General features: G+C 52.1%; 18 protein-coding genes. 1 reads left to right on the top strand and 17 read right to left on the bottom strand.

The genetic code is table 11. From position 1 onward, the window contains the following. Window positions 1–528: 528 nt before the first annotated feature. The 4 genes from gmuD to CCB157_RS11965 form a co-directional block, all read right to left on the bottom strand. Window positions 529–1,941, bottom strand: a complete 1,413-nt coding sequence (gene gmuD / locus CCB157_RS11980) for a glycoside hydrolase family 1 protein (protein ID WP_077616122.1) — start codon at window positions 1,939–1,941, stop codon at window positions 529–531. A 32-nt stretch (window positions 1,942–1,973) separates the two neighbouring features. Further along, the gene (gene celB, locus CCB157_RS11975) at window positions 1,974–3,293 is read right to left on the bottom strand and encodes a PTS cellobiose transporter subunit IIC (RefSeq protein ID WP_077616121.1); all 1,320 of its coding nucleotides are present in this window, start codon (window positions 3,291–3,293) and stop codon (window positions 1,974–1,976) included. Window positions 3,294–3,495: 202 nt separating this feature from the next. Beyond that, the gene (locus tag CCB157_RS11970; protein WP_077616120.1) at window positions 3,496–3,825 is read right to left on the bottom strand and encodes a PTS sugar transporter subunit IIA; all 330 of its coding nucleotides are present in this window, start codon (window positions 3,823–3,825) and stop codon (window positions 3,496–3,498) included. Beyond that, window positions 3,822–4,136, bottom strand: coding sequence for a PTS sugar transporter subunit IIB (locus tag CCB157_RS11965; RefSeq protein WP_077616126.1), 315 nt, complete (start codon window positions 4,134–4,136; stop codon window positions 3,822–3,824). Before CCB157_RS11965 ends, CCB157_RS11970 begins: the two co-directional genes overlap by 4 nt. Window positions 4,137–4,429: 293 nt before the next feature. Here CCB157_RS11965 and CCB157_RS11960 point away from each other — a divergent pair, with 293 nt between their 5' ends. Next, window positions 4,430–4,936, top strand: coding sequence for a hypothetical protein (locus CCB157_RS11960; RefSeq protein ID WP_143287031.1), 507 nt, complete (start codon window positions 4,430–4,432; stop codon window positions 4,934–4,936). On the opposite strand, the gene CCB157_RS11955 is transcribed toward CCB157_RS11960, so the two are convergent. From CCB157_RS11955 to CCB157_RS11890, 13 genes are all read right to left on the bottom strand, one after another. Beyond that, on the bottom strand, window positions 4,917–5,639 hold the full coding sequence (locus tag CCB157_RS11955) for a GntR family transcriptional regulator (protein ID WP_077616118.1): 723 nt from the start codon (window positions 5,637–5,639) through the stop codon (window positions 4,917–4,919). The two genes, CCB157_RS11960 and CCB157_RS11955, sit on opposite strands and share 20 nt — an antisense overlap. Before the next feature lie 543 nt (window positions 5,640–6,182). After that, window positions 6,183–6,491 carry a PTS sugar transporter subunit IIA gene (locus tag CCB157_RS11950; RefSeq protein WP_077616117.1) on the bottom strand — a complete coding sequence of 103 codons (309 nt, stop codon included), beginning with the start codon at window positions 6,489–6,491 and terminating at the stop codon, window positions 6,183–6,185. Between the two features lie 579 nt (window positions 6,492–7,070). Continuing rightward, window positions 7,071–8,147, bottom strand: a complete 1,077-nt coding sequence (locus CCB157_RS11940; RefSeq protein WP_077616115.1) for a permease — start codon at window positions 8,145–8,147, stop codon at window positions 7,071–7,073. Between the two features lie 439 nt (window positions 8,148–8,586). Next, on the bottom strand, window positions 8,587–11,313 hold the full coding sequence (locus CCB157_RS11935; protein WP_077616114.1) for an MBL fold metallo-hydrolase: 2,727 nt from the start codon (window positions 11,311–11,313) through the stop codon (window positions 8,587–8,589). 182 nt (window positions 11,314–11,495) lie between these two features. After that, window positions 11,496–12,704 (bottom strand): CapA family protein, encoded by a 1,209-nt coding sequence (locus CCB157_RS11930; protein WP_238594695.1) that lies wholly within the window; start codon window positions 12,702–12,704, stop codon window positions 11,496–11,498. A 510-nt stretch (window positions 12,705–13,214) separates the two neighbouring features. Continuing rightward, the gene (locus CCB157_RS11925; protein ID WP_077616113.1) at window positions 13,215–13,985 is read right to left on the bottom strand and encodes a Cof-type HAD-IIB family hydrolase; all 771 of its coding nucleotides are present in this window, start codon (window positions 13,983–13,985) and stop codon (window positions 13,215–13,217) included. Between the two features lie 152 nt (window positions 13,986–14,137). After that, entirely contained in the window at window positions 14,138–14,548 is a 411-nt protein-coding gene (gene gloA2, locus CCB157_RS11920) for an SMU1112c/YaeR family gloxylase I-like metalloprotein (protein WP_077616112.1), read from the bottom strand. A 98-nt stretch (window positions 14,549–14,646) separates the two neighbouring features. Further along, the gene (locus CCB157_RS11915; RefSeq protein ID WP_193432296.1) at window positions 14,647–15,513 is read right to left on the bottom strand and encodes an ROK family protein; all 867 of its coding nucleotides are present in this window, start codon (window positions 15,511–15,513) and stop codon (window positions 14,647–14,649) included. A 775-nt stretch (window positions 15,514–16,288) separates the two neighbouring features. Next, window positions 16,289–17,080, bottom strand: a complete 792-nt coding sequence (locus CCB157_RS11910) for an SDR family oxidoreductase (RefSeq protein ID WP_077616110.1) — start codon at window positions 17,078–17,080, stop codon at window positions 16,289–16,291. 297 nt (window positions 17,081–17,377) lie between these two features. Continuing rightward, window positions 17,378–18,841: a glycoside hydrolase family 1 protein gene (locus CCB157_RS11905; RefSeq protein WP_077616109.1), complete on the bottom strand. Its 1,464-nt coding sequence runs from the start codon at window positions 18,839–18,841 to the stop codon at window positions 17,378–17,380. Between the two features lie 13 nt (window positions 18,842–18,854). Continuing rightward, complete coding sequence (locus CCB157_RS11900) at window positions 18,855–20,711, bottom strand: beta-glucoside-specific PTS transporter subunit IIABC (protein WP_077616108.1); 1,857 nt, start codon at window positions 20,709–20,711, stop codon at window positions 18,855–18,857. 137 nt (window positions 20,712–20,848) lie between these two features. Then, window positions 20,849–21,688, bottom strand: coding sequence for a BglG family transcription antiterminator LicT (gene licT, locus CCB157_RS11895; RefSeq protein WP_077616107.1), 840 nt, complete (start codon window positions 21,686–21,688; stop codon window positions 20,849–20,851). 282 nt (window positions 21,689–21,970) lie between these two features. Next, entirely contained in the window at window positions 21,971–22,978 is a 1,008-nt protein-coding gene (locus CCB157_RS11890) for a zinc-dependent alcohol dehydrogenase family protein (RefSeq protein WP_077616124.1), read from the bottom strand. Window positions 22,979–23,065 lie beyond the last annotated feature (87 nt).

Raw genomic sequence — 23,065 nt, 5'->3', positions numbered from 1 at the left:
CCCTTCGGTTCGGCAAGCTTCCTATGAATGTAGGATTGTTTTTCGCCACGCGCGATCCGTTTCGGCCAACCGCCTCCAAACCTCTTTCGGCTGAAGGCCGTCCTCCCATGGATCAAAGGGCCTTGGAAATGTATATGCCTGCGCCTACACCCTTATGAATGCGTTTTCAAATCATAGGTCCGCAAATTCGGATGTACCGGTCTGCTTTTTAACGGGATCGATCATTCAGTCGACTGTACGAGCGAGACAAAGAACCGCCCGCATGTAAATTTCTAAAGACAAGCGCCCCATCGGATCGATCTCAACTTTAAAAAAAACGATCGGCGAAACGACAACTCAAAAGGAAAAGCGCCGGCACACCCGGCGCTTTCTTAATCCTTTTAACCGACTATATGACACCCCCTGTCTGCTGAAACAAACCCAATCGTTTTCCAACCGCGCGCCGTTCACTGCGACCAACTTTAGTGAACGACTTTTTTCTTTATCCCCCGCTTTTCACGCCTCACCATGGGGACAAGCGCGTTCCATTTAAAACCCGCCATTTTCTGCGAACGCTTTAAACCAATAGGCGCTTTTCTTCGGCGTCCGTTTTTGCGTTTTCAAATCCACGGAGACAAAACCGTAGCGGTTTTTATAAGCGTTCGTCCACGACCAACAATCCATAAACGCCCACAAATGATAGCCTTTGACATTACAGCCTTCGCTTAACGCTTTGTGCACCCACTTCAAGTGCTCTTTAATAAAATCAATCCGGTAGTCATCTTGAATGATCCCGTCTTTGATAAACCGTTCTTCGTTTTGAACGCCCATTCCGTTTTCCGATATGAAGCATTCAATGTTTCCGTAGTTGTCTCGTAAGTTTATTAAAATATCATAGATGCCTTTTTCGTAAATTTCCCAGCCCCGATAAGGGTTCATTTTGCGCCCCGGCATCTCGTAGTTGTCAAAAAAGCGTTCGGGCATAAAAGGGGCATAAGGGTTGGGCAGCGTTTCCTTCGCTTTCACGCGGCGCGGTTGATAATAATTGACCCCGAGCCAATCGATCGTATGCTCTCTAATCAACTCGAGATCGCCCTCTTGCGTCACCGGCAAAAACCCGTGCGCTTTCAGAAGATCGATCAAATCTTGCGGATACTCCCCTTTAACCGCCGGATCCAAAAAACTCCGATTGAAAAGCAGATCGGCGATATGCGCCGCCTGGCGGTCGGCGGGGTGCTCGCTTCTCGGATACGAGGGCGTCAAATTCAAGATGATGCCGATTTTTCCATCCTTAATGTTTGCCTCCCTGAACGCCTTGACGGCTTTGGCATGGGCGACGATGGTATGGTAGGCGACTTGCACGGCTCTGCGGAAATCAACGATGTTCGGATAATGAAAGTCGTACAAGTAGCCCCCTTCGACCGGCACGATCGGCTCATTATGCGTAAACCATTTTTTGACCCGGTCGCCGAACTTTTCAAAACAGATGCGGGCATAGCGGGCATAAGCCTCGACCACCTTCCGGCTTTCCCATCCGCCCAATTGCTGCATCTCCAAAGGCATGTCGAAGTGGTATAAATTGGCGAACGGCTCAATGCCGTTGGCGAGCAATTCGTCAATGACCCGATTGTAAAAGTCGACCGCTTCGGGGTTCACCTCGCCGATGCCGCCGGGAATCAATCGCGACCACGAAATCGAAAACCTGAACGAGTTGTGCCCGAGTTCCTTCATCAGTTTGATGTCTTCACGGTAGCGGTGATAAAAATCGGACGTCGTATCCGGTCCAACGCCGTCATAAAAGCGATGCGGTTCTTTCTCAAACCAATAATCCCAGATATTCAGGCCTTTGCCGCCTTCTCTGGCCGCCCCTTCGATTTGGGTCGCCGAAGAGGCGCCGCCCAACCAAAAATCCTTAGGAAAGCGATATTGGACGTCCTTGATTCCGTCGTCTGCTCTTTCCATGCCGTATCCCCTTCTTCGATTGGTATTCCGATTTATGCTGATTGCGATTGCGGTGTCTCCTCCGCTTCCTGTTCTTTGCGGACGTTCATCCGGTCGATGAACTTCAAGAACGGGAACCAAATGATCAACACGATGGCGAAGTTCACGAGCTGCAACAGTCCGCCCGCCAGCGAATTGGTCGCCAGAATGCCGTTGATGAAAATCGGTACGGTCCAGGGCACCGTCACGCCCGTTGGCGGCGGAACCAAACCGCTTGACATGGCCAGATACGTCACGAGCGTGACCACCATTGGCGCAATGATCCAGGGAAAGAGGATCAACGGGTTCATGACGATCGGGAGCCCGAAAATGACCGGTTCATTGACATTAAAGATCCCGGGGCCAATGGCCAGTTTGGGCACTTGCCGCATTTGTTTGCTCTTCATGAAGAACAAAATCGCGAACACCACGGCTAGCGTCATGCCCGTTCCGCCCATGCCGACGGTATAGGTATCGATGAACTGTTTGGTGATGACATGGGGAACATGGCCCGTTTTGGTATAAGCATTTAAATTTTCCAGCGCCAAGGTGTTCCAGATCGGGTCCATCACGGAGTTGACGATGATCTGACCGTGGAGACCGAAAAACCACAAAATTTGAATGCAGAATATCGCGATCAACGTCGCAATAATGCCGCTCCCCAGGCCGACCAGCGGCGTTTGCACCAGTTTATAAATGGCGTCATGCAAATTGGTATGGAACACTTGCGTCACGATGATGTTAATGGCCAGAAAAACGGTCAGCGTGGACACCGCGGGAATCAAGGCCGAAAAAGATTTGGCGACGGCTGGCGGCACGCCCGCGGGCATCTTGATCGTGAAATTCTTTTGAACGATAAAGCGGTAGATTTCCGCGGACAAAAAGGCAACGATCATGCCCAAGAACATGCCTTTGGCCCCCAAACGGTCCAGCGCCAAAACATTTTCCACGATTCCTTTTCCTTCCACGGACGTCGAAAACGGCGTGACCATTAAAAAGGAAACGAGAGCGATCGCGCCGCCGAAGATGCTCTCCACCTCATAGCTTCTCGATAAATAATAGCCGATGCCGAAGACGACAAACAGGGTCATGATATTCATCGTCGCTTGCGGCGCCACGCCGAGAGCCGCTTGCAACGCCTTGATCGCGCCTTCGCTCATCACCTTGTCGAGGAACGGAAGGTTCATGATGACCACGGCGATGGAGCCAAAAATCGTAAACGGGAAAGCCAACATAAAGGCATCCCGCAACACTTGCAAATAGCGGTTGTTGTTCAGTTTTCCAGCAATCGGCACCAAGACATGGCTCAACTTGTCGAACATGGATTGACTCATTCTGTTCTCCCCCTTTTCGCGTTCGCTCATTTTTCGAGAATGAGCGATAAGGCCAAGTTTTTTCGCATGGCAAAGATGCGGTCAGACGAAACACCGGCAGTCGGACGTTTCCAAGTCGCAAAGCGAGTGAGCCTATTCACATGCCCCCGTACACCGCACGCCATTGGCCGGCGTTCCATATGAACCGCTCGACGCCCTTCCTTTATAAGCGCTGTTTTCCCCATTCGATTAATTCTTTGACCAATTCCTTCATCGTCAACGTGGACATCAGATGATCTTCCGCGTGCATCAGAATCAAAGAAAATTCGATTTTTTCGTCGCTCGCTTCTCTTTGGATCATCTGAAAGTGGATGTGGTGGGCGCGGTTCAAATCCTCTTCCGCCTCTTTAAGGAGGGCGGCCGCCCGCGCCTCATCGCCCTGCCGGCTTTGGCGCAGCGCCTCAAGCACTTTACTGCGCGCGTTTCCGCTGTGAAGAATCAGCTGGAAACCGATTTGTTCGTTGGTCAACACGTCGATATTGGCTTCGTTCATTGGTTTTCACCCATCAATCTCAGCGCTTGTTCATAGACCTTTTTGCCGTCGGCCATGCCGTATGCCACCATGTCGATGACATCGACCTTTACATCGTATTTATCCGCTTCTTTTTGCAGCTCGCTTTTCAAGAAACTCATCTGCGGGCCGATGAGCACGACGTCCGCCTTCGCCATCTCGGCTTTGGCCTGATCTTGGCCGACGGCCCAAATTTCCGCTTCATCACCGATGGATTTCACATATTGCTGCATCTTCGTCACGAGTAAACTCGTCGACATGCCGGAACTGCAGGCCAACAAGATTTTTTTCACGCCCATTCAACCCCTCTCCATTCAATAAAACGCTTTCATGCACCGCTTTCAAGAATTATTATATACATTTAAATTTAAATGTCTAGTCATTTTTTAAAATCAACAATACAATCAATGCAAGATCTTCATCCTTTTTGGCTCAACCAATTAGCGATCGGTTCAATATCCATAAATGGGAGCAATGAAACAATGAGGGGAATAAAATGAAGTCCAACAAAGGAAGGAAGCATGGCGGAAAAAGGGACGCTTGCAACCACCGATAAGCGGCGTGCGACAACAGAAGAGAACGCCGATTGATTGCATCGTTCATCTTGGCGACAAACGATCTGCCGAAAATGAATAAACACAGGAGAGGCCTGACTCCCGTGCACGTTTTCGGACTACCGCCCCATGATTTTCCTATCAAAGGGCATAGCGTTGACTTCTGTTTAAGTCTCTCCATAGATTCAAAACAGGCCATGATCTTTCGGCTGACGGCGCTCAAAGAGCCGGGGATGTCCCGGAAGTCGATCGATCGCCTAAACCGAAACGATAAGATGCGTTTTATCACCTGCTTTGTCGCGTCTCTCATCCTTCCGGGACCGTCGGATGCGGGTCTTAGGGTGCCGGCCGCCGTGGCGCCGCTTATTTTGCTTCTTTCCCGCCTCTTTCCGCGTCGGCGCAACTTTCGGATTCGGCAAGCTAAACCGACCGGTTCAGAAAACCAGCAAACAGGCATCGGCATTCACGCGAGCTTCCTGCAAACGATCCAAACAGGAATGGCCATCAAAACGAGGGCGTTCAATTTCTCCGGATATTGACCGAAGTAAAGACAAACTTGTCGTAGCGGTGCCTCGAGAAGGAATATTCAAACGGCACACCCGTATTTAAATAGCCGATCTGTTCGACCTCCAGAACCGGGTCGTCGGGAGCGCATTCTAAATATTTAATATCCCATTCGTTCGGCTTGCAGGCCCTGACTTTACGAAACGAGCCCCCCATGGTCAGCTTTAAGGTTTCCGTAATGTGGCGGTAAATGGATGAGTGAAGCACCTCTTCATTTATGCCGGTTATAAGGGAAGCGGGCATGTACGTATGTTCAATGACATACGGTTCGCCTTCGACATATCTCAAGCGCATGATTTCATAGACCGGTGTCTTTGAATCGATGGACAGCTGATCGGCGACCTCTTTGTCGGGGAACTTGACCTCGAATTTCAAAATTTTGCTCGTCACTTTCTTTCCTTGTAATTTTAAAAGATTGGTCAAACCGACCGATTCATCCACGGTGACATTGATCAAATCATTGTCGACCGCCGATTTGACGATAAAGGTGCCGTGCCCGCGCTTCCGATAAAGCAGCCCCCTCATGACCAATTCATCCAAAGCTTTTTTAATCGTCATGCGGCTGCATCCAAACTCTTCCGCGAGGGAAATTTCGTTGGGAATCGGCTCATCGGCCGAATATTCTTTGTTCATGATGCGCTTTCGAATGATCTCCGAAATTTGACGATACTTCACCACGATCGATCAGCTCCCGCTAAGTTCGTCTCCGCCGCCGGTGCAAAACCATGCGGCTTGTCCCAATCGCTGAATGTAAAACCGTTCCGTATAAACCGCCTCTCAAAAAACACCGCTTCACTTTTCACTCGCTGAAAAACCGCGCCGCACAAAACACAGGGTGTTTTCGGCATCATCCGCCTTTACCGACGACATGTTGACAATTCTTAATTATATCAAAACAAATGAACAGCTGGGAAAAAAGCCAACAGCCGCACGATCGCACAATCCCATAAAAAAAATGGCCGATTGGCCATCTCGATGTCGCCTTTCCGTCCCGCCTTGTTTTTGTAGCTGCAACCGCACGAGCAACCTAAAGCGGTGGTACCGTTCCTTGCGACGCTCCCTCGGACGAAACCCGGGCCTCCCGCGCCTCTCCTTAGATTGCTTTCAACGATGGGCGGATGTAACCAATACGCAGGGATCGCTGCATGCCATAAACCGAAACGTTTTTATCAAGCTGAAGTTTCGGAATCGAGCACATCTCAAAGTGCGGACTGCATGTCATCAGCCTTTTATTTTCGCGTACAGATCGACCAATTCGCCGGCCAAGTCTTTGACCGTAATGGCGTTCATCAAATGATCCTGAGCATGGACGAGCAAAAGCGCCACTTCGGTTTTTTCTCCGCGCGCTTCTGCCTGAATGAGCGACGTCTGAATGCCGTGGGCTTCGCTCAACGACTGATCGGCTTCCGTCAAAAGGCGGCGCGCTTCCTCGATGTTTCCTTGTTTTGCCGCTTGTATGGCCATCATGGCGCTTGAACGGGCATTGCCCCCGTGCAAGATAAGTTGAAATGCAATTTCGCTAGCTTCCATGTCTGTCGACCCCACTTCATCATCTTAATGATCAACCGAAAGATTTGTAAAACAGTCGATGTAGCCGTTACCGCCATGACCATGATCGGCGCCCGTTCCGAATAAAAAAATCCGGAAACCGGCGCTATGCTCCCCGTTAATTATGTATGAACACGAAAAGGCGGCCCAAAGCGCGGCCATCCTATACGGATCTATTATAACGGTCAAAGAAATCGTTTTCAATCCGCCGTGTGATTTTTGAACTTTTGCCGACCGCATCCGCAACGATGCCATACCATCGCTACCTTTTTGATGCGGAAAACGCAGAAGCGTTCATCAGCCGCCGCACATATTTTGAACGGCAGCACCCGGAGATTTTAAGTGAATCAACCGCCGCCCGCTTTCTTTTTAACGATTCCCCCTGCGAACCTTCGTGCTGCGGAGAATCACGTGAGCACCGGCCTGGCTCCTCCATAAGAAAGCGGAACATCCATTTTTTCGTAAAAATGTAAAATAAGATGGGGACGGAAACCACCCGTCCCCATCTTATAGCCGGCAAAAGGACCGGCACGATTGCCGCTTCGCATATCCGACTTTTTATTATCCGATCCAAACCATGCCGATCAAACCGGCGATGAAGCCAAGCACGGCGACGCCGGCGCCAAGGAACGCCAAGACGCGCCAGGACAGGGCATTCCGGACCATCAGCGCGGAAGGCAGGCTGATGACCGGCAGCGTGACGGCCAACACCGCGGCCGGACCGCCGCCTAGACCGAACGACATGAGCGATTGGATGATCGGGATTTCCGCGGAGGTCGGAATGACAAAGAGCGTGCCGACGATCGCAAACAAGAGGACAACGAGCAGGCTGTTGCCCCAATGGCCGCTGAACGCCGGGAAAAGCCATGCCCGCAAGCCGCCCAAAACCAAGACGCTGAGCACATAAGCGGGAACGGTCGTGGCGGCCACCGCCACGATGGTTTTCAACCAGCGCCATACGAAGGGGCCGCTTTCATCCGCCGGCTTCTCGACGCTTTCGACCATCTGTTGAATGTCGGCCGGTTCTTTGGCGAAGCGTCCGGCCAAATAGCTCAATCCAAAGACGAGAATGAGACCAAAGATAAAGCGCAGCAGCGTGAACTTCCATCCTAAGACGAAAAACATGAATATTAAAACGGCCGGATTGAGCGCCGTGTTGCCGAACCAGAAGGCAACCGCCGCGGCGACGGAGCTCGATTGTTTCCGGAGGCCGACGACGAGCGGAGCGGCGCAGCACGTGCACATCATGCCGGGCAGGGCGACGAGACCCGCGGCGAGCGTGCTCCCGTAAGACGTTTTTCCGAGAACCCGTCGGATCCAGTCCTTCGGCAGCGCGACCTGCACGAGCGACGAAAGCACGACAGCGACAAGGAAGGCTTTCCAGATCGCTTTAAAATACGTCACCCCGTATTCCCAGGCCGCTTGCAACGACGGGCCGCCGTGTCCCGGGCGATCGCCCAAAATCGAGGCGCCGAGGGAATGATCGTGGGCGGCAACGAACGCTTTATGATAATATGGATTCCATTTGGCCCAATAAAGCCCGAGAAGCGCGACGACGACAAACAAAGCAGCGCCCAAGGCCGCGTTCCGGTTCCGCGCAGAAGAAGCTTCGCGGGCTAAAGGCGTTTCTCCGTTCATACACCTTTCCTCCCTAGTAAACAATGATAAAATCCAAAAATAAATTATATACAAATGGAAAGAAGGCGTCATTTAAGCCGCATCATGAGCGTGATTTTCCATGCCGGCACTTTGGTGTTTTTCACATTCATATTTCTGTTATGCGGTTTTAGTACGGTTAAAATGGGCAAACATCTGTATGGAACCTCCGGTCGGCTTCCGGCTATCCCGCGCTGATCCATCCGGATCTGCGAATGGCCGAATCCAAAAGCAGTGATACCTTTTGCGGCACGAATCTACCTATTACATTTTTAATTGGAATCGCCGTGCAACACCTTTCCATTGAGGAGATCATACGAGGCGACAGATCCCTCCTTGCGGGCGGCCTTGTATTGTCGCGCAGCTGAGCGTCGGCTATAAAAAAGAGAGTCCATAAAAGGACTCTAAAAACAAGCGTCGTTTAATGCGTGATTTCCAAATCGTACCCCGTTTTTTCTCTAATCTCGGCTGCGACCCTTTCGCGTTCCGCTTCGTCGGGTTCAACGCCCGCCTTGACAGCAACGGCCGACCGTTCCGTATGCAAGGAAGGATTCCCCTTGATTTCCCAATGATCGGGGACGGCCGCTTTTGTCACGCGAATCACTTCGTTTTGTTTCGGATGCTTCGCATAGGTGACCCGCATGCCGGTCCGGTTGGCGAGGTCTTTCATATCCTTTTCATAACGCGCCGCCACTTCGGGAGTGATGAAGTGGAGCTCCATCAGCGCCGCACCGGGTATTTGTTTAACGCCGACCTTATAAAGCCGGATTCCGAGCTCATCTGCCCACCGCTTTGCCTCTTGAATCGCCTGATTGATTTCTAGCGGCCGGCCGCCGATATCCGGCGCGATCGCGTCGGGTCCGGCCTCCGCCGCTTTATTGACTTCATCGGCAAACTTCAATTCGAATCCGGTCGTCTTACGAAATGCCGCCGCGATCGTTTCCGCCTGATCGGGACGCGGCCCATGAACGACGACGCGACGTTCAGCCAAATGAATCGACGGAGCGTCCACAGGGCGGCCGAGGAGCGATTCGATCAAAGGTTGGAAGGCATCTTGCCGGACCGAGTCGGAAAACTTCACGACCCAACCCGTCCTTTCCAAGATTAAATCGGCCCATTTTCGCCGTTCTTCCGCTTTGACCGCGTCGGGAAAATCGAAAGTGACCACCAAACATTCCTCCGCCGAACCGACGTGTTCCGCACCGCACCGCAAAAAGCGCGGATGATAGCGGAACAGGGTGCGCACCGTCTCCATCGCCCGGGCCGGATCCATTTTTAGCGCTTGGATCGGCAACGTCAAATCCCGAAGCCCCTGCTTCGCTTCGTCATCCAACCGGTAACCGCGCCGGCCTTCCATATCATAGGTTATACAACGGTCGGGCAACGCTTGTAAAGCGAGGGCAACCGCGATCCTCTTATCAATGTCTTCTTCGCCGATGCCGAGCGCGTCATAAATTTCCTGGAGGGAGAGGGGATGTCCGGGTACTCGCTCCCATTGTACGTCTTTCAAAAACGGGCGCGAATAAGTGAAAACCGCCTCAACGGCAGCCTTCAGCTCGCCGACGGCGCGACTCCATTTTCCGACCGACTCGACGACTTGATCTTTCGACAACTGGATCGTTTTTCCCTTCGGCGATTCGCATAGAAGCGTGCCCATCTTCGCCCGGACGTTCAGACAAAGGGCCGGCTTCAACGGCTCGCCCGCCCCTTCCCTGTACAAAAGCAACGAACCGATCCAGTCTCGCAGTCGGAGGTGTTCGGGATTCACGCGGTACCGTTTGCCGACGACCCCTTTCCCTGAACGCCTTGCATAAAAAGGATACGATTCCCCGTTTTCAACCAAAATTGGATGGAAACGCGGATCCAAGCGGCGCGCCAGCTCGTCCCTCGCCGCCTCGTCGCCGTGGACGAGCAAGGTGTAGGTCGGCTCGACTGCTTCAATAAAACGCGTCATTTCGCCGGCATCGGCGTGAGCCGATAAACCGTATTTATCGACGCGGCACGCCACAGGATACGCGGTTCCGTTGAGCTCAATGGTGTCCTCTTCTCCGTCCGCGAGCGCGAGCAGCTTCCGCCCCGGGCTTTCTTCGTCTTGATAGCCCGTGATAAAAATCGCGTTCTTTTCGGAAGAAACGAGCCGTTGTGCATACCAAACGCTGGCGCCGCCGGTGAGCATGCCGGAAGAAGCGACGATGCAGGCGGGTTTTCCCGCGAGCACTTGCTCGCGCTCCCTCGGTTCCACGGCGTGACAACGGCCGTTCGTTAAAAATGCGTCGCCGTTCACCCGAATCCGGTGCGCGACCGGCCCCTTTAAATACTGAGGATAATCGCGGTAAATCCGGCTGACCGGCGTGACAAGGCCGTCGACATAAATCGGAAATTCCGGAATCTGTTTTTTGTCCATGTAATCTTGCAAGATGAGCAACACTTCCTGGGCACGGCCCAAGGCGAAAGCCGGAATGAGCGCGAAGCCGCCGCCGGCAACCACTTCGGCGACGGTTTCGGCGAGCCGTTTCTCTTCCAAATGCCGGTCCGTATGCAATCGATTGCCGTACGTCGACTCCATGACGACCACATCGGGGCGGATTCTCGGCGGCACTTGGGCGCCCGGAATCGTCCGGCCGCCTTTAAAGGAAAGGTCGCCGGTCACGAGCAAGCTTTCACCGTCCCCTTCCAGAAAAATCATGACCGCGCCGAGGATGTGTCCGGCCCGAAAAAGCGTCACTTTCAGGTTCCCGACGGTCAAGCGTTGGCTCGCGGGAAAAAGCCGGACATCCGCCAAGGTGGCGAGCATTTGCTCTTCCGTGTACGGCATGAGGCGTTCCGCCGTTTTACATTGTTCTTCCAAAATTTTATAAGCGTCCCGCAACATGATGTTCATCAAGTCGGCCGTCGGGGGCGTCGCGAAAATCGGGACATCGGGGTATAACCCGTGCAAAACCGGCAGCGCGCCGATGTGGTCGGCATGGGCATGGGTGATGAAAACCGCTTCCGGCTTCGGCAGCTGCTCGAGCATGCCGAAAGCGGGCAAGGCGTCGTCCCCCGCCATCCGCATGCCGGCGTCGATCACGACGCTCGTCCCCGCCATCTCCACGTGCAGGCACGAGGCGCCGATCTCGCTTCCGCCTCCTAATACGCTGATCTTCATGCCATCATCCTCCCGTTCTTATACTGCGACTAGCGGCCGTCTTTATCGCAAGCGGCTGTCCGTCCATCCTCATAGAATCATGATTTTTTTCAATGATAACAAGAACAAACGCGGATGAAAAACCCCTTCCGTTTCATGCAACGCCCAAAATACAGCGCTACCCGCTGACGCCAAAATGCCTCTCAATGGGCGGCTTCCTCCGTCATATGTTTCAACGTTTCTTTGTAAACCGCCTGTGCGCGGCCGAGCCCGTAGCGGCCGGCCTCCGTCAACGGGATCACGCGGTATGTTTTGGGTTGAACCCACGTCGGGATGAATCTCGGATGTTCAATGACAATCTTTGGTTTTACGCCGTCATCCGTTTTGATGATCTTAAGCAGCAAGATGCCGCCTATTTGGTTATATAATCCCTTCTGGCCGGAGAGAAAATTTCCGAGGGAATAGATGACGAACGTCCGGTGGCCCGTCTTCCCGGTCACCCATTCATACGGCTGCAGCACATGGGGATGCGAGCCGAGAATGACGTCGACGCCCGCGTCGGCGAGTTTCCGGACGAGCGCCTTTTGCTCCGCGTTTGGTTCCCGTTGATATTCCGTCCCGAAATGCAGGCAAACGACGACCACATCGGAAAGCCGCCGGGCCTGTTGCACGTCTTTTTGTATCAAGGGAAGATCAATGCGGTTGACGAGATAATCCTGATTTTTCGGCGTCGGAATGCCGTTTGTTCCATACGTGTACGCGAGAAAGGAAAAGGTCACGCCGTTACGGGACACGATCCGGATCGTGTCGCGATCCTTTTTTGACAAAAAACTGCCGGTATGCACCATGCCGATTTTGTCCCAATAATGGATGGCATTTTCGATGGCGACCACGCCGCGGTCCAAGGTGTGGTTGTTCGCCATGGTCACGACGTCGAAACCGGCATCTTTCATGGCGTCCGCCACTTCGTAAGGGCTGTTGAAACTCGGATAAGTCGACAGGCCGATTTGGCTGCCGCCGATGATCGATTCGGAATTGGCGACCGCAATATCGGCTGATTTTATAATGGGTTTAACCGTGCGGAACATCGGTTTAAAATCATATCCCGTTTTCGTCCGGGCGGCATTGTAGACGCGGTCGTGGATCAAGACATCGCCGACGGCGGCGAGCGTCGCCGATGTTTTCCGAACGGGAATCGACGCAGAGTTGGCGGGTGCGGCGGATTCTGCCCGGTTTGAAGATTGTGCGGGATCCGATTTTTTGGCGGGCGCCGCAACGGTTTTCATCGTTTTTTCGTCAAGCGGCGGCTGTTTCACCCGCACATTCTCACGGACAGGAAGGAAAAGCGCGATGACGAGAAAGAGGAGGGCGAGCGACAACAGGCCGATGAGCCAGAACCATGTTTTCTTCATTTTAAAAACCATCCATCACATCGTTCGCCCGCATTTGTGAGAGGTCCACCCGTCGCTATAGGCCATGTGAGGCAGACGATGCGTCTGATTGATTTGATAATAATTGAAATGCGTCCGTGCGCATTTCCGAAACGTTCCGCATTGGCATGAAGACCGGGCCGGCTCATTGTCATCATGTCGGAAGCGCTCATGATGAGTTTGCGAGCAACGAGCGGCGCGACGGCGGCGACACCGGATCCGAACCGCGCTTTTTGTTAAATGGCGGGCATGAGCGCTCTTAAGTTTATCTCATCGCATCAACGCCTCGCCCTGCCGTTGTCTTAACCTTTCGGCGACGCCTTCCCGGCTGGCATCAAAGCCGAATGCCAAACGTTTTTCGTTCGTTAAATAGCAACAGGAACTTTTGTATAACGCGTTTTTTGTCATTATATCACGGCCCGTTGTCAACGATAATAGATTAAGATGTTTTTTCGTAATTTTTACGCACCATCCAAGCGCCATGATTGGACATTACGCGAGGCGCAGTTGATCGACGGCGTAAGCGATGCCATCTTCGTCGACGGGTTTCGTGACAAAATCCGCGACCGTTTTTAAGCGGTCGACGGCGTTGCCCATCGCCACGCCAATCCCGGCAAACGACAACATTTCAATGTCATTGGCGCCGTCGCCAAAAGCGATCACATCTTCCGGCTGATCGCCGGCCCACTCTAGCAACTTTTTAATGCCTTGCGCCTTGGAACCGTTTTTCGGAAGGATATCCGCACTGTACGGATGCCAGCGCACGATGCGAAACGGCGCCAGCGAAGCGTACGCCTTTTCCTCCTCCTCTCTACAAAAAAGAAGAGCTTGATAGATCTCGGTTTCCGCGTAATAACGGTCTTGGTAGGCGGGATGCTCGTAATTTAAGGTCGCCAAGCTTTCCCGGATCAAAGGGTTGTCCTTGACGTTGGCTTTCATATCGGCTTCTCCCATGAAAACGAGCGGATGACGGAAGCGCGCGGCAAAGCGCTCCAAATTTTCGAGGTCAGCGCTCCGGTACGGATTTTTATGGATGACCTCGCCTTTGTAGACGACAAACTGGCCGTTGAAACTGACAAAAGTGTCGATGCCGAGCGCCTCGCGCACGTGTTGAATCATAAACGGCGCTCGTCCGGTGGCGATCGCCACCTCATGGCCCGCGGCTTTTAAGGCCTCTACCGCCTTTTTGGCAGAACCCGGTATGCATTTTTCATCGTTAAGCAGCGTTCCGTCGACATCAAAAAAGATCCATTTTTTCTTCATCAAAGCGTCCTCCATCCAGAATCGGAACTACATGGCCGCCCGAAGCGGCGCGCCCGTCGCTTCATCCGTCGCCACCGGCGCCGGTCGCGAGCGCCCATTCCGTATCCGATCGCTATTATACCAATGATCCATTCGGCATGCCGCGCCTTCTTTCACATCGCATCGGCGCCGGAGCGGTTGCCGTCCTCATAGATTTCAAGCGGCAACCCGTCAGGATCTTGAAAAAAGGTAAACCTTTTTCCCGTGACCGGATCCGTGCGGATCGGTTCGACCGGAATGCCCCGTTTTTCCAACTCCCGGGCGGCCTCCGACACGTCGCGGACCGCAAACGCGAGATGCCTCAAGCCGCAAGCTTCGGGATAACTCGGACGCGCGGGCGGATCCGGGAAGGAAAACAGCTCGATGCGCCCGCCGGCCGCGGCCAAATCCAATTTATACGAGTTTCGTTCGGGCCGATACGTTTCCGCAATCACTTCAAAACCTAGCTTATTGACGTAAAACTCTTTGGAGCGCTCATAATTTGAACAAATGATCGCGATGTGATGAATGCCATCAAACAACATGGCGGCTGCCTCCCTTCGCTTGCCACGTTTGGATCGGACGAACCTTCCCCATGTCCGAACATCATAAAGGCTTCGCCCGCCGCCGGGGAAGCACTGCTTCATTCCCGGTCGATCGCCATCATCAGCGCGCCGGTAATGCCCGCGCGGTCGCCCAGAGCGGGCGGCACGATATAATCGTCGATTTCGTCTTCAACATAAGGAAACGGCATGTAGCCGTTCAACAAGCGTCGCACTTTTTGGCGAATGAGCGGGAACAATTGCGCTTGTTTCATCACACCGCCGCCCATGATGATTTTTTTCGGCGTCAAAATGAGGATGTATTGGACAAGCGCTTCCGCCAAATAAGACGCTTCCATTTCCCAAACCTCGGGGCGGTCGGCCAATTCGGCGCCCTTTTTCCCCCAGCGTTCTTCCAAGGCGGGACCGGCGGCCAAGCCTTCAAGGCAATCCTTATGATACGGGCACTTGCCTTCATAGCGGTCATCCGGGTGCCGGCGCACGAAAATGTGCCCCATTTCGGGATGGGAAAAGCCTTGCAACACCCGGCCGCCAACGATGGCGCCGGCGCCGATGCCCGTTCCGACCGTGATGTACAAACAGCCGTCCAATCCCTTGGCCGCGCCGCGCTTCCACTCCCCATATGCCGCCGCATTGACATCCGTATCAAAAGCCACGGGGACCCGTAAACCGTCTTGCAAAGTTTTCAAAATCGGATAGTTTTTCCACGCGGTCTTCGGCGTCGCCGTAATATAACCGTATGTCGCGCTCGTCGGATCGATGTCGACCGGCCCGAACGATCCGACGCCGATCGCTTTTAAATCATATTTCCTGAAGAAATCCACCACAGCCGGCATCGTGACGTCCGGCGTTTCCGTTTTCAGTTGGATGAGGTCCGTTATATTCCCTTTTTCGTCACCGACGGCACAGACAAATTTCGTTCCCCCGGCTTCAACGGCTCCATACAGCATGCTCGATCCTTCCTTTCCCGACTCAGTCTCTTACCGAAAGTCGATGACCGCAGCCTGTCTTCCCTTCACTAAATAGGCATGACATCATGACAACCTATGAGAGCGGCGTCCTAGGCTGAACGCCCCTGTTCGGGCTTCGGTGTGCTGCACCAAAGCGGTGCCGCGTGAATCCAGCCACAAACGCTGGCCCATTTTGAAGCAGCCGTGCGGGATCGGCGCAATGGATGCGTGGGACGGATTTTAAAAAACGGCCAAGAAAACCGCTATAAACCAAAAATTGAAGATTTCCACTCTATAAGTTTACCTTATAAATCGACAATCTGTCCAAAAAATTCGTAGCTTTTCCGATCCGAACGGAAAGGCGGCTCACGCCGCCTTTCCAACAATCGATCTATCCGGCACATACTGTCTGATTTGCGCGATCCCCATGTCTGATTTTGACCGTCTTGGCGTCGAACCTTCGCATTATTTCCCGGAAAATAAGTGACGCATCCCTCTACCGAACGCGATCAGCCCGGACAGCGATGCCGCTTTTTCCAACGAGCGGCGCAAAGAAGACACTTTTAGCCGATGCGTTCGCTCCAATCCTTCTCATGGATCAATTTCATCTTCCATGCGCTTTTAATCCATCTATCGAGAGCAAAAAGACAATCTCCCCGTTCAGCGGGGGTAGATTTCCTGATGCCAACGCATTTCCGGACACGCCGGCACGAAGTGTGCCAACGCTTTTTTATTTAAAAGACCAGCCTGTCCGCGGGCGACGGGCCATTTCCTACAGCGCCTTGACCATGCCGCCGTCGACGAGCAAAGTTTGCCCGGTGATGTACGTGTTGGCCCATGACGCGAAAAACACGGCCGCTTTCGCAAATTCCTCCGCTTCTCCGTACCGGCCGAGCGGAATGTCCTTTTCGAAGGAAGCGCGGACTTCTTCCGGGGAAAGGTTTAATTGTTCGGCACGAAGGCGATCGAGTTGGGCCACCCGGTCCGTGGCAATCCGACCGGGCCCCAATGTATTGATTAAGATGTTGTCTTTGGCGAGCTCCGAGGCGAGGGTTTTCGCCAAACCGGTGACCGCGACGCGGAACGTATTCGACAAAATTAAGTGATCAATGGGCTGTTTGATGGAAGACGATGTGAAATTAACGATCCGGCCGCTCCTTTGCTTTTTCATGTATGGGAGCACTTCGCGTATGGTGCGAACAAAGCTCAACAAGTTCAATTCAAACGCCTTTTGCCAATCCTCATCGGAAAATTGATCAAAACCGCCCGCCGGGGGGCCGCCGGCGTTATTGATCAACACATCGATCGTGCCGTTCCGTTCAACAGTGCTTGCGACCAGGTGCTTGATGTCGTCCGCCCGCGTCATATCGCAAACAACGAAGGCCACGTCAGAGTTTCCGGTTTGACTCACGATCTCGTTTTTGGCTTTTTCCAGCGCTTCCGCGTTTCGGCTCGCGATCACAACGCGGGCCCCTTCGGCGGCAAACCGCTGCGCCGTCGCTTTGCCTAAACCTTTGCTCGCCGCCGTCACGAGGACCGATTTGCCTTGCAGACCTAAGTCCATGAATACTCATCCCCTTCGTTCGCTTTGGCATATCTATTTTCGTGGAACTCAGATAAATTTTCAATGACGGTGCTTAAATTTAATAAAAGTAATTTTAAAAATGTAAATTCCATATGTCATAATCTTGGAAATTAAATAAAGTCAGTTGGAGACCTCTCAAAAAAACATCCCGTACCACTCTTAAGAGCGTACGGGATTTAATGCTTTAAAAGGATATGCTATTGGCGAAACCGCTAAAGCATCCGAATTATATAAGTGATATTCTAGATCTAATACCATCAACATCTCAAAAATATTTTAGCATTTTAAACCATTTTCTGATATGACCTCTTTATACCAGTAAAAACTCTTTTTCGGTATGCGTTTAAGCGTCCCGTTTCCGTCGTTATCTTGATCCACGTAGATAAATCCATACCGTTTTTCCATTTCTGATGTTGACGCGCTGATGATATCGATGCATCCCCAGCTTGTATAACCCATCACTTCCACGCCGTCCTGAATGGCTTCATAGACTTGCTCAATATGCTTCTTTAAGTAATCGATCCGATAATCATCTTGGATAGACCCGTCTTCTTCTATTTTATCCGTCGCGCCGAGGCCGTTTTCCACGACGAAGAGCGGAATTTGATAGCGGTCGTAAAGGTCATTCAAAGCGATGCGCAGGCCAACCGGATCGATTTGCCATCCCCATTCGGACGTTTCCAAATAGGGGTTTTTTACCCCACCGGCAATGTTGCCACAAACTTTATCCATTTGTTCCGCGTTTATGCTGTTCACGAGCGACATGTAATAACTGAAAGAGAGGAAATCGACGGTATGCTGCTTGAGGATTTCATCGTCGCCCACCTTTTTTTCAATCACGATATTTTTTTCACGGAAGTACCGATTCATGAATTTCGGATACTCGCCCCGTACTTGGACATCAGAGCTGAAATAGTTAAATTGGTTATCTTTTTGCGCCAACAAGACGTCTTCCGGATGACACGAGTACGGATAAGTGAGCAGCCGCGTCAACATGCAGCCGATTTTCGCGTCCGGAATGATTTCGTGGCAGTATTTGACGGCGAGTGCGCTGGCCACGAATTGATGGTGCAAGGCTTGGAAAATCGCTTGTTCGAGATGCTCGAAACGCTCCGGCACAATTCCGCCGCTCGTGAACGGATGGCGGATGATGCTGTCAATTTCATTAAACGTCAGCCAGTATTTGACAAGCTCTTTGTACCGGGAAAAAACGGTTTTTGCATAATGGACGAAGAAATCGACGACTTTCCGGTTTGTCCAGCCGCCATATTCGTTGACGAGGTATAGCGGCATTTCATAGTGCGACAAAGTGACGAGAGGCTCAATGCCGTGCTTGCGCATTTCTTTAAAAAGATTTTCGTAGAAGCGCAGCCCCTCTTCATTCGGCTCGCTTTCATCGCCTCTCGGAAAAATGCGCGTCCAAGCTATGGAAGTCCGCAAGACTTTAAAACCCATTTCCGCAAACAGGGCCAAATCTTCTTTATAACGGTGGTAAAAATCGATGCCCCTTCTTTTCGGATACTTTTTATCCGTCGGATCTTTCATCGCTTCTTCAATTTGCTCGTTCGTAATCAAGTAGTGTTTTTCATATTCATCTCTTTTGAGATGCTTCCGATAGACCGCGACATCGGCGGTCGAAAGGCCTTTGCCGCCGACGTTCCAAGCACCTTCCGCCTGATTGGCGGAAATCGCTCCCCCCCATAAAAATCCTTCCGGGAACTTTTTCACCGTGTTTGCCATGCTTTCTCCTCCTTCAAGCCAAAGCGTATAAAATTTTTTCCGCTTTCGTGACGCCGTTTTTTTCCGTCGGGACGATATCCAAGTAATGGTCGCTGTTGGTAATGACGACGGGCGTCGTGACGTCATAGCCCGCCTCTTTGACTTTATCCAGGTCAAACTCGATCAATAAATCGCCTTGCCTGACTTTGTCGCCTTGGGACACCTTCTTATAAAAATGCCGGCCTTCCAACTGGATGGTGTTCAACCCGACATGAATCAACACTTCGAGACCGTCATCGGACTTTATTCCCACGGCATGGCCGGTCGGAAACAGCGCGGAAACGGTTCCCGACACCGGCGCGTAGACCTTGCCTTCTTCCGGGATGATGGCGACGCCCTTGCCCATCGCCTCCGTCGAGAACGCGGGATCATTGACGTTTTGAAGCGGAACGATCCGGCCTTTCATCGGCGAAAACAGTGCCGTTTTTTTCACGCCGGACGCCGGGGCCGGCTCGGATTTTTCTGGCGCCGCCTGATCGCCGGTTTCTTCATCGAACCCCAAAATATAAGTCAATAGGGCGGTCAAAATGAACGAAACGGCGATGCTGATGAGATAATAAACAATCGTGTCGGTCATGAACGCCGGAATCGTGGTGATGGCCGGAAACACATAAGCCATGACGGTCGTTTTAAAGGCGCCCGCGATCGCGCCGCCGATCGCGCCGCCGATGACGGCCGCGATCATCGGCCGCTTATATTTGACCGAAAGCCCGTAGACGACCGGCTCCGTGATACCGGCGAACAGCGACGGCAGGATGGCGGAAAGGGCGTAGGATTTCAGCTTTTTATCTTTTGCTTTCAAAAACACGCCCAAGGCGACGCCGCTTTGCGCGAAGGTCGCGGAAGCCATCATCGGCCGGATCGTGTCGAAACCTTTAAGAGATAAATTGTTCAGCATGGCGGGCACAATGCCCCACTGCAGGCCAAACATGACCAAGAAGGTCCAGCCGCCGCCCAAAATCGCTCCGGTGATGAGCCCGCTTTTATCGCTTAAGAATTCAATCGCCGCGGCAATGCCTTTGCCGGCATAAACGCCGACCGGCCCGATGAGAATCGCCGTCGCCGGAACCATGATGAGGAAAGAAACCAACGGCACAAAGAACATTTCAATGCTCTTCGGCGTGAACCGCTTCAAAAAACGTTCCAAGTATGAGTACAACCAAATGGCCAAAATTGCAGGAATGATCGTCGATGAATAGGACATCAAGACGACCGGTATCCCGGCAAAGTGGGTGATGTCGCCGACATTTTTCATCAAGCCGGTAAAGTTCGGCTCCAACAAGGCACCCATAATGGCCACGGATACGAACCGATTGGTGCCGAAGGTTTTGGCCGATGAGAAGGCCAATAAAAGCGGAAGAAAGTAGAATACGCTGTTCCCCGCCGCCGCCAATATGAGATAGGTGCTGCTTTTGGCATCAAGCCAATGGAAGGTCGTGCAAATCACGAGGATCGCCTTCAACATCCCTGCACCCGCCAACGCCGGGACGATGGGGGTAAAGATCGAACTCATCAAATTAAATCCACGGGCGATCAGATTGCCTTCGTTCTTTTCAGCCGCAGCGGCTTTCCTGCTGCGCGCAAGATGATATTGGTTGACCAACTCATTATAAACCTCGCCGACGTGGTTGCCGATGACGACCTGAAATTGGCCGTTGCTTTCGATCACGGATATCACGCCGTCCAATTGTTCGATCTCGTGCTTGCGGGCCAAACGGTTGTCCTTCAAAGTGAATCGCAACCGCGTCATGCAATGGTATAGATCTGCCACATTGTTTTCGCCGCCGACGCCTTTCATGATCTCAGATGCCAACTGTCCATACTTGCCCATAAACCAATGCCTCCTCTTAATAAATGAATGAATATAAAAATAACCTGACGGAAGGCGGAATGCGGGCGATCCGCATGTTGCCGTCTTCCATCAGGTTATGCCTTTTGCAAGTGACACCCTGATTTTGATGGATTTAATTAATGGTTTCGGCGGACGATGCGCGCCATATGGAGCATTAAGTAAACTTTTTCGTCATTAGTGATTTCATGATTGTAACCTTTCGCCACATATTTGGCGATCTTCTCCACACATTTATATTCTTCGGGATATTTATTGCGAATGATCAAAAACAAATCATCGTTTTCGCTTTCAAACGATTCGTGCATCAAGGTGCGTTGCGCAAAAAATTTTAAATGGGTGAGAAAGCGGATGAAATTCAATGAATCTTCATCAAACGTCATTTTGAAATGATACTTGACGATGTCCAAAATGTCCTGCACCATCTTGGTCATTTTGATGGTGGTGTCCATTTCGTAGGTTTCCATTTTCGAATTCACGAAATGGAGGGCAATAAAGCCCGCCTCATCTTCATCAAAAGCAACGCCGGTTTTATTTTTTATAATTTCAAGCGCCTTGAGGCCGACCGCATATTCTTCTTTATAAAATTTTTTTATTTCCCAAAGGATCACGTTTTTGACGCGGTACCCTTTTTCATAACGGTCAAACGCAAAGGAAATGTGATCCGTCAAAGCGAGATAAATATAGTCGCTCATTTTCCCGTTCAACCGGTCTTTGGCGTAACGAACGATTTCATCGACGATTTCGGCGCATTCCATCCGGATGTTGGTCAGTAAATCGCCCATTTTTCGCGCCAAGTCATCGGTTTGCAGAACAAAGACCTTGCTGACCCTTTTTTTGTCGATTTCTTGACCGGGCTTTATATTAAATGCAATGCCCTTTCCGGTGACGACGATTTCCCGGCCGTCAACGTCTTTTGCCAATGCCACATTGTTATTTAAGGCCTTCACTAAACGCACGGCTTCATCACCACTTTTTTGTAAGGCATTTCGACAAACAAAAAACCTGGCGTAAAAATCCCATAGGTGGCCCAAAGGCCCCGCTACGGAATATTTACCGCCAGGTAATGCCTGAAACAGTGACACCCTGTCGTTCGCTCTGTAACCGTTTACTTAAATTTTACATATAAGATTGGCATTCGTCAATTCTTTTTTTATTTTTGTTTTCTTATCTATCCCAATTCTAGTAAAAAACAAGAAAGAGGCAACACCACTGAAGAACAGAACGACGGTGAACCCCGTTTAAAGCCGAATGATGCCTTTTGAAACGTGAAGATCCGGATATTTTTCCATCACGGCCGGCAACTCTTCGAGCGCAAACCGGTGGGAGATCAGTGGTTCGACTTCAACGGCCTTTTGACGGATCAATGCGATGGCCTCATCGTGGGTGTAAGGATTGATAAAGGAGCCTTTAATCGTCAGTTCCTTCGAAAAAACGGCATACGGCGAAAGCGAAATCAGCGTGTCCGGAGCGGCCACGCCGAACAATAAGACTTGCCCGCCTTTCGCCGCCGCAGAAACCGCCCATTCCATGGTTTCTTTCTTGCCGACGCATTCGATGACCACATCGGCGCCATCCTTCCAGGCTTCCATGTCCGCCCGATCCGACGGACGAAAGACATGGTGCGCGCCCAACCGCTTGAGCAGCGCGTGCTTTTCCGCAACCGGTTCAACAACGGCAACGGAGGCGACTTGGGCGTGATGAACCAATTGCAAGAACAGCTGGCCGATAAATCCGCCGCCGATGATCAATACGCGATACGAAGGCGATAACGTCAATCGGCTCAATCCGTGCCAGACGCACCCCAACGGTTCAACCAGCGCCCCTTCGTCAAAAGAAAGCTCATCGGGCAACACATAACAATTTTGGGCGGGCACGGCGCAATACTCTGCCATGCCGCCGTCTCTCGTCACGCCGACCGCTTCAAGGTTTTGGCATAAATGGGCGCGATCGCTCCGGCAATACCGGCAATGCCCGCAATAAATATTGGGATCGACCGACACGCGGTCCCCCGGTTTTAAATGGGTGACCTGTTTCCCGGCATCGACCACCACGCCGGACAGCTCATGGCCGAGCACGATCGGGGGCGTAACTTCGGCCGATCCCGGATGGCCGTGGTAAATATGCTGATCGGTTCCGCAAATGCCGCAGCTCTTGACACGAATGACCACTTCGTCCGGCTTCGGTTCGGGCCGTTTCCGTTCCCGAACCGCCATTTGCTTCACACCTTCAAGAATCGCCGCTCTCATGCGCATCACCTAACCCATTAAATTTAAACGGTCCTCGCCACGCTTCCCGTCATAAAGCATCCATTCCCGGGCGGTTTTTCCGCCGTT

Source organism: Caenibacillus caldisaponilyticus (assembly GCF_002003465.1).
Lineage (GTDB): Bacteria > Bacillota > Bacilli > Bacillales > Sporolactobacillaceae > Caenibacillus > Caenibacillus caldisaponilyticus.
This window is presented reverse-complemented; position numbering and strand designations above follow the sequence as displayed.

Bases quoted from the DNA above. Each gene is read 5' to 3' on its own strand.
- gmuD (WP_077616122.1), bottom strand. From the start codon at position 1,941: ATGGAAAGAGCAGACGACGGAATCAAGGACGTCCAATATCGCTTTCCT.
- celB (WP_077616121.1), bottom strand. From the start codon at position 3,293: ATGAGTCAATCCATGTTCGACAAGTTGAGCCATGTCTTGGTGCCGATT.
- CCB157_RS11970 (WP_077616120.1), bottom strand. From the start codon at position 3,825: ATGAACGAAGCCAATATCGACGTGTTGACCAACGAACAAATCGGTTTC.
- CCB157_RS11950 (WP_077616117.1), bottom strand. From the start codon at position 6,491: ATGGAAGCTAGCGAAATTGCATTTCAACTTATCTTGCACGGGGGCAAT.
- CCB157_RS11940 (WP_077616115.1), bottom strand. From the start codon at position 8,147: ATGAACGGAGAAACGCCTTTAGCCCGCGAAGCTTCTTCTGCGCGGAAC.
- CCB157_RS11935 (WP_077616114.1), bottom strand. From the start codon at position 11,313: ATGAAGATCAGCGTATTAGGAGGCGGAAGCGAGATCGGCGCCTCGTGC.
- CCB157_RS11930 (WP_238594695.1), bottom strand. From the start codon at position 12,704: ATGAAGAAAACATGGTTCTGGCTCATCGGCCTGTTGTCGCTCGCCCTC.
- CCB157_RS11925 (WP_077616113.1), bottom strand. From the start codon at position 13,985: ATGAAGAAAAAATGGATCTTTTTTGATGTCGACGGAACGCTGCTTAAC.
- gloA2 (WP_077616112.1), bottom strand. From the start codon at position 14,548: ATGTTGTTTGATGGCATTCATCACATCGCGATCATTTGTTCAAATTAT.
- CCB157_RS11910 (WP_077616110.1), bottom strand. From the start codon at position 17,080: ATGGACTTAGGTCTGCAAGGCAAATCGGTCCTCGTGACGGCGGCGAGC.
- CCB157_RS11905 (WP_077616109.1), bottom strand. From the start codon at position 18,841: ATGGCAAACACGGTGAAAAAGTTCCCGGAAGGATTTTTATGGGGGGGA.
- CCB157_RS11900 (WP_077616108.1), bottom strand. From the start codon at position 20,711: ATGGGCAAGTATGGACAGTTGGCATCTGAGATCATGAAAGGCGTCGGC.
- CCB157_RS11890 (WP_077616124.1), bottom strand. From the start codon at position 22,978: ATGAGAGCGGCGATTCTTGAAGGTGTGAAGCAAATGGCGGTTCGGGAA.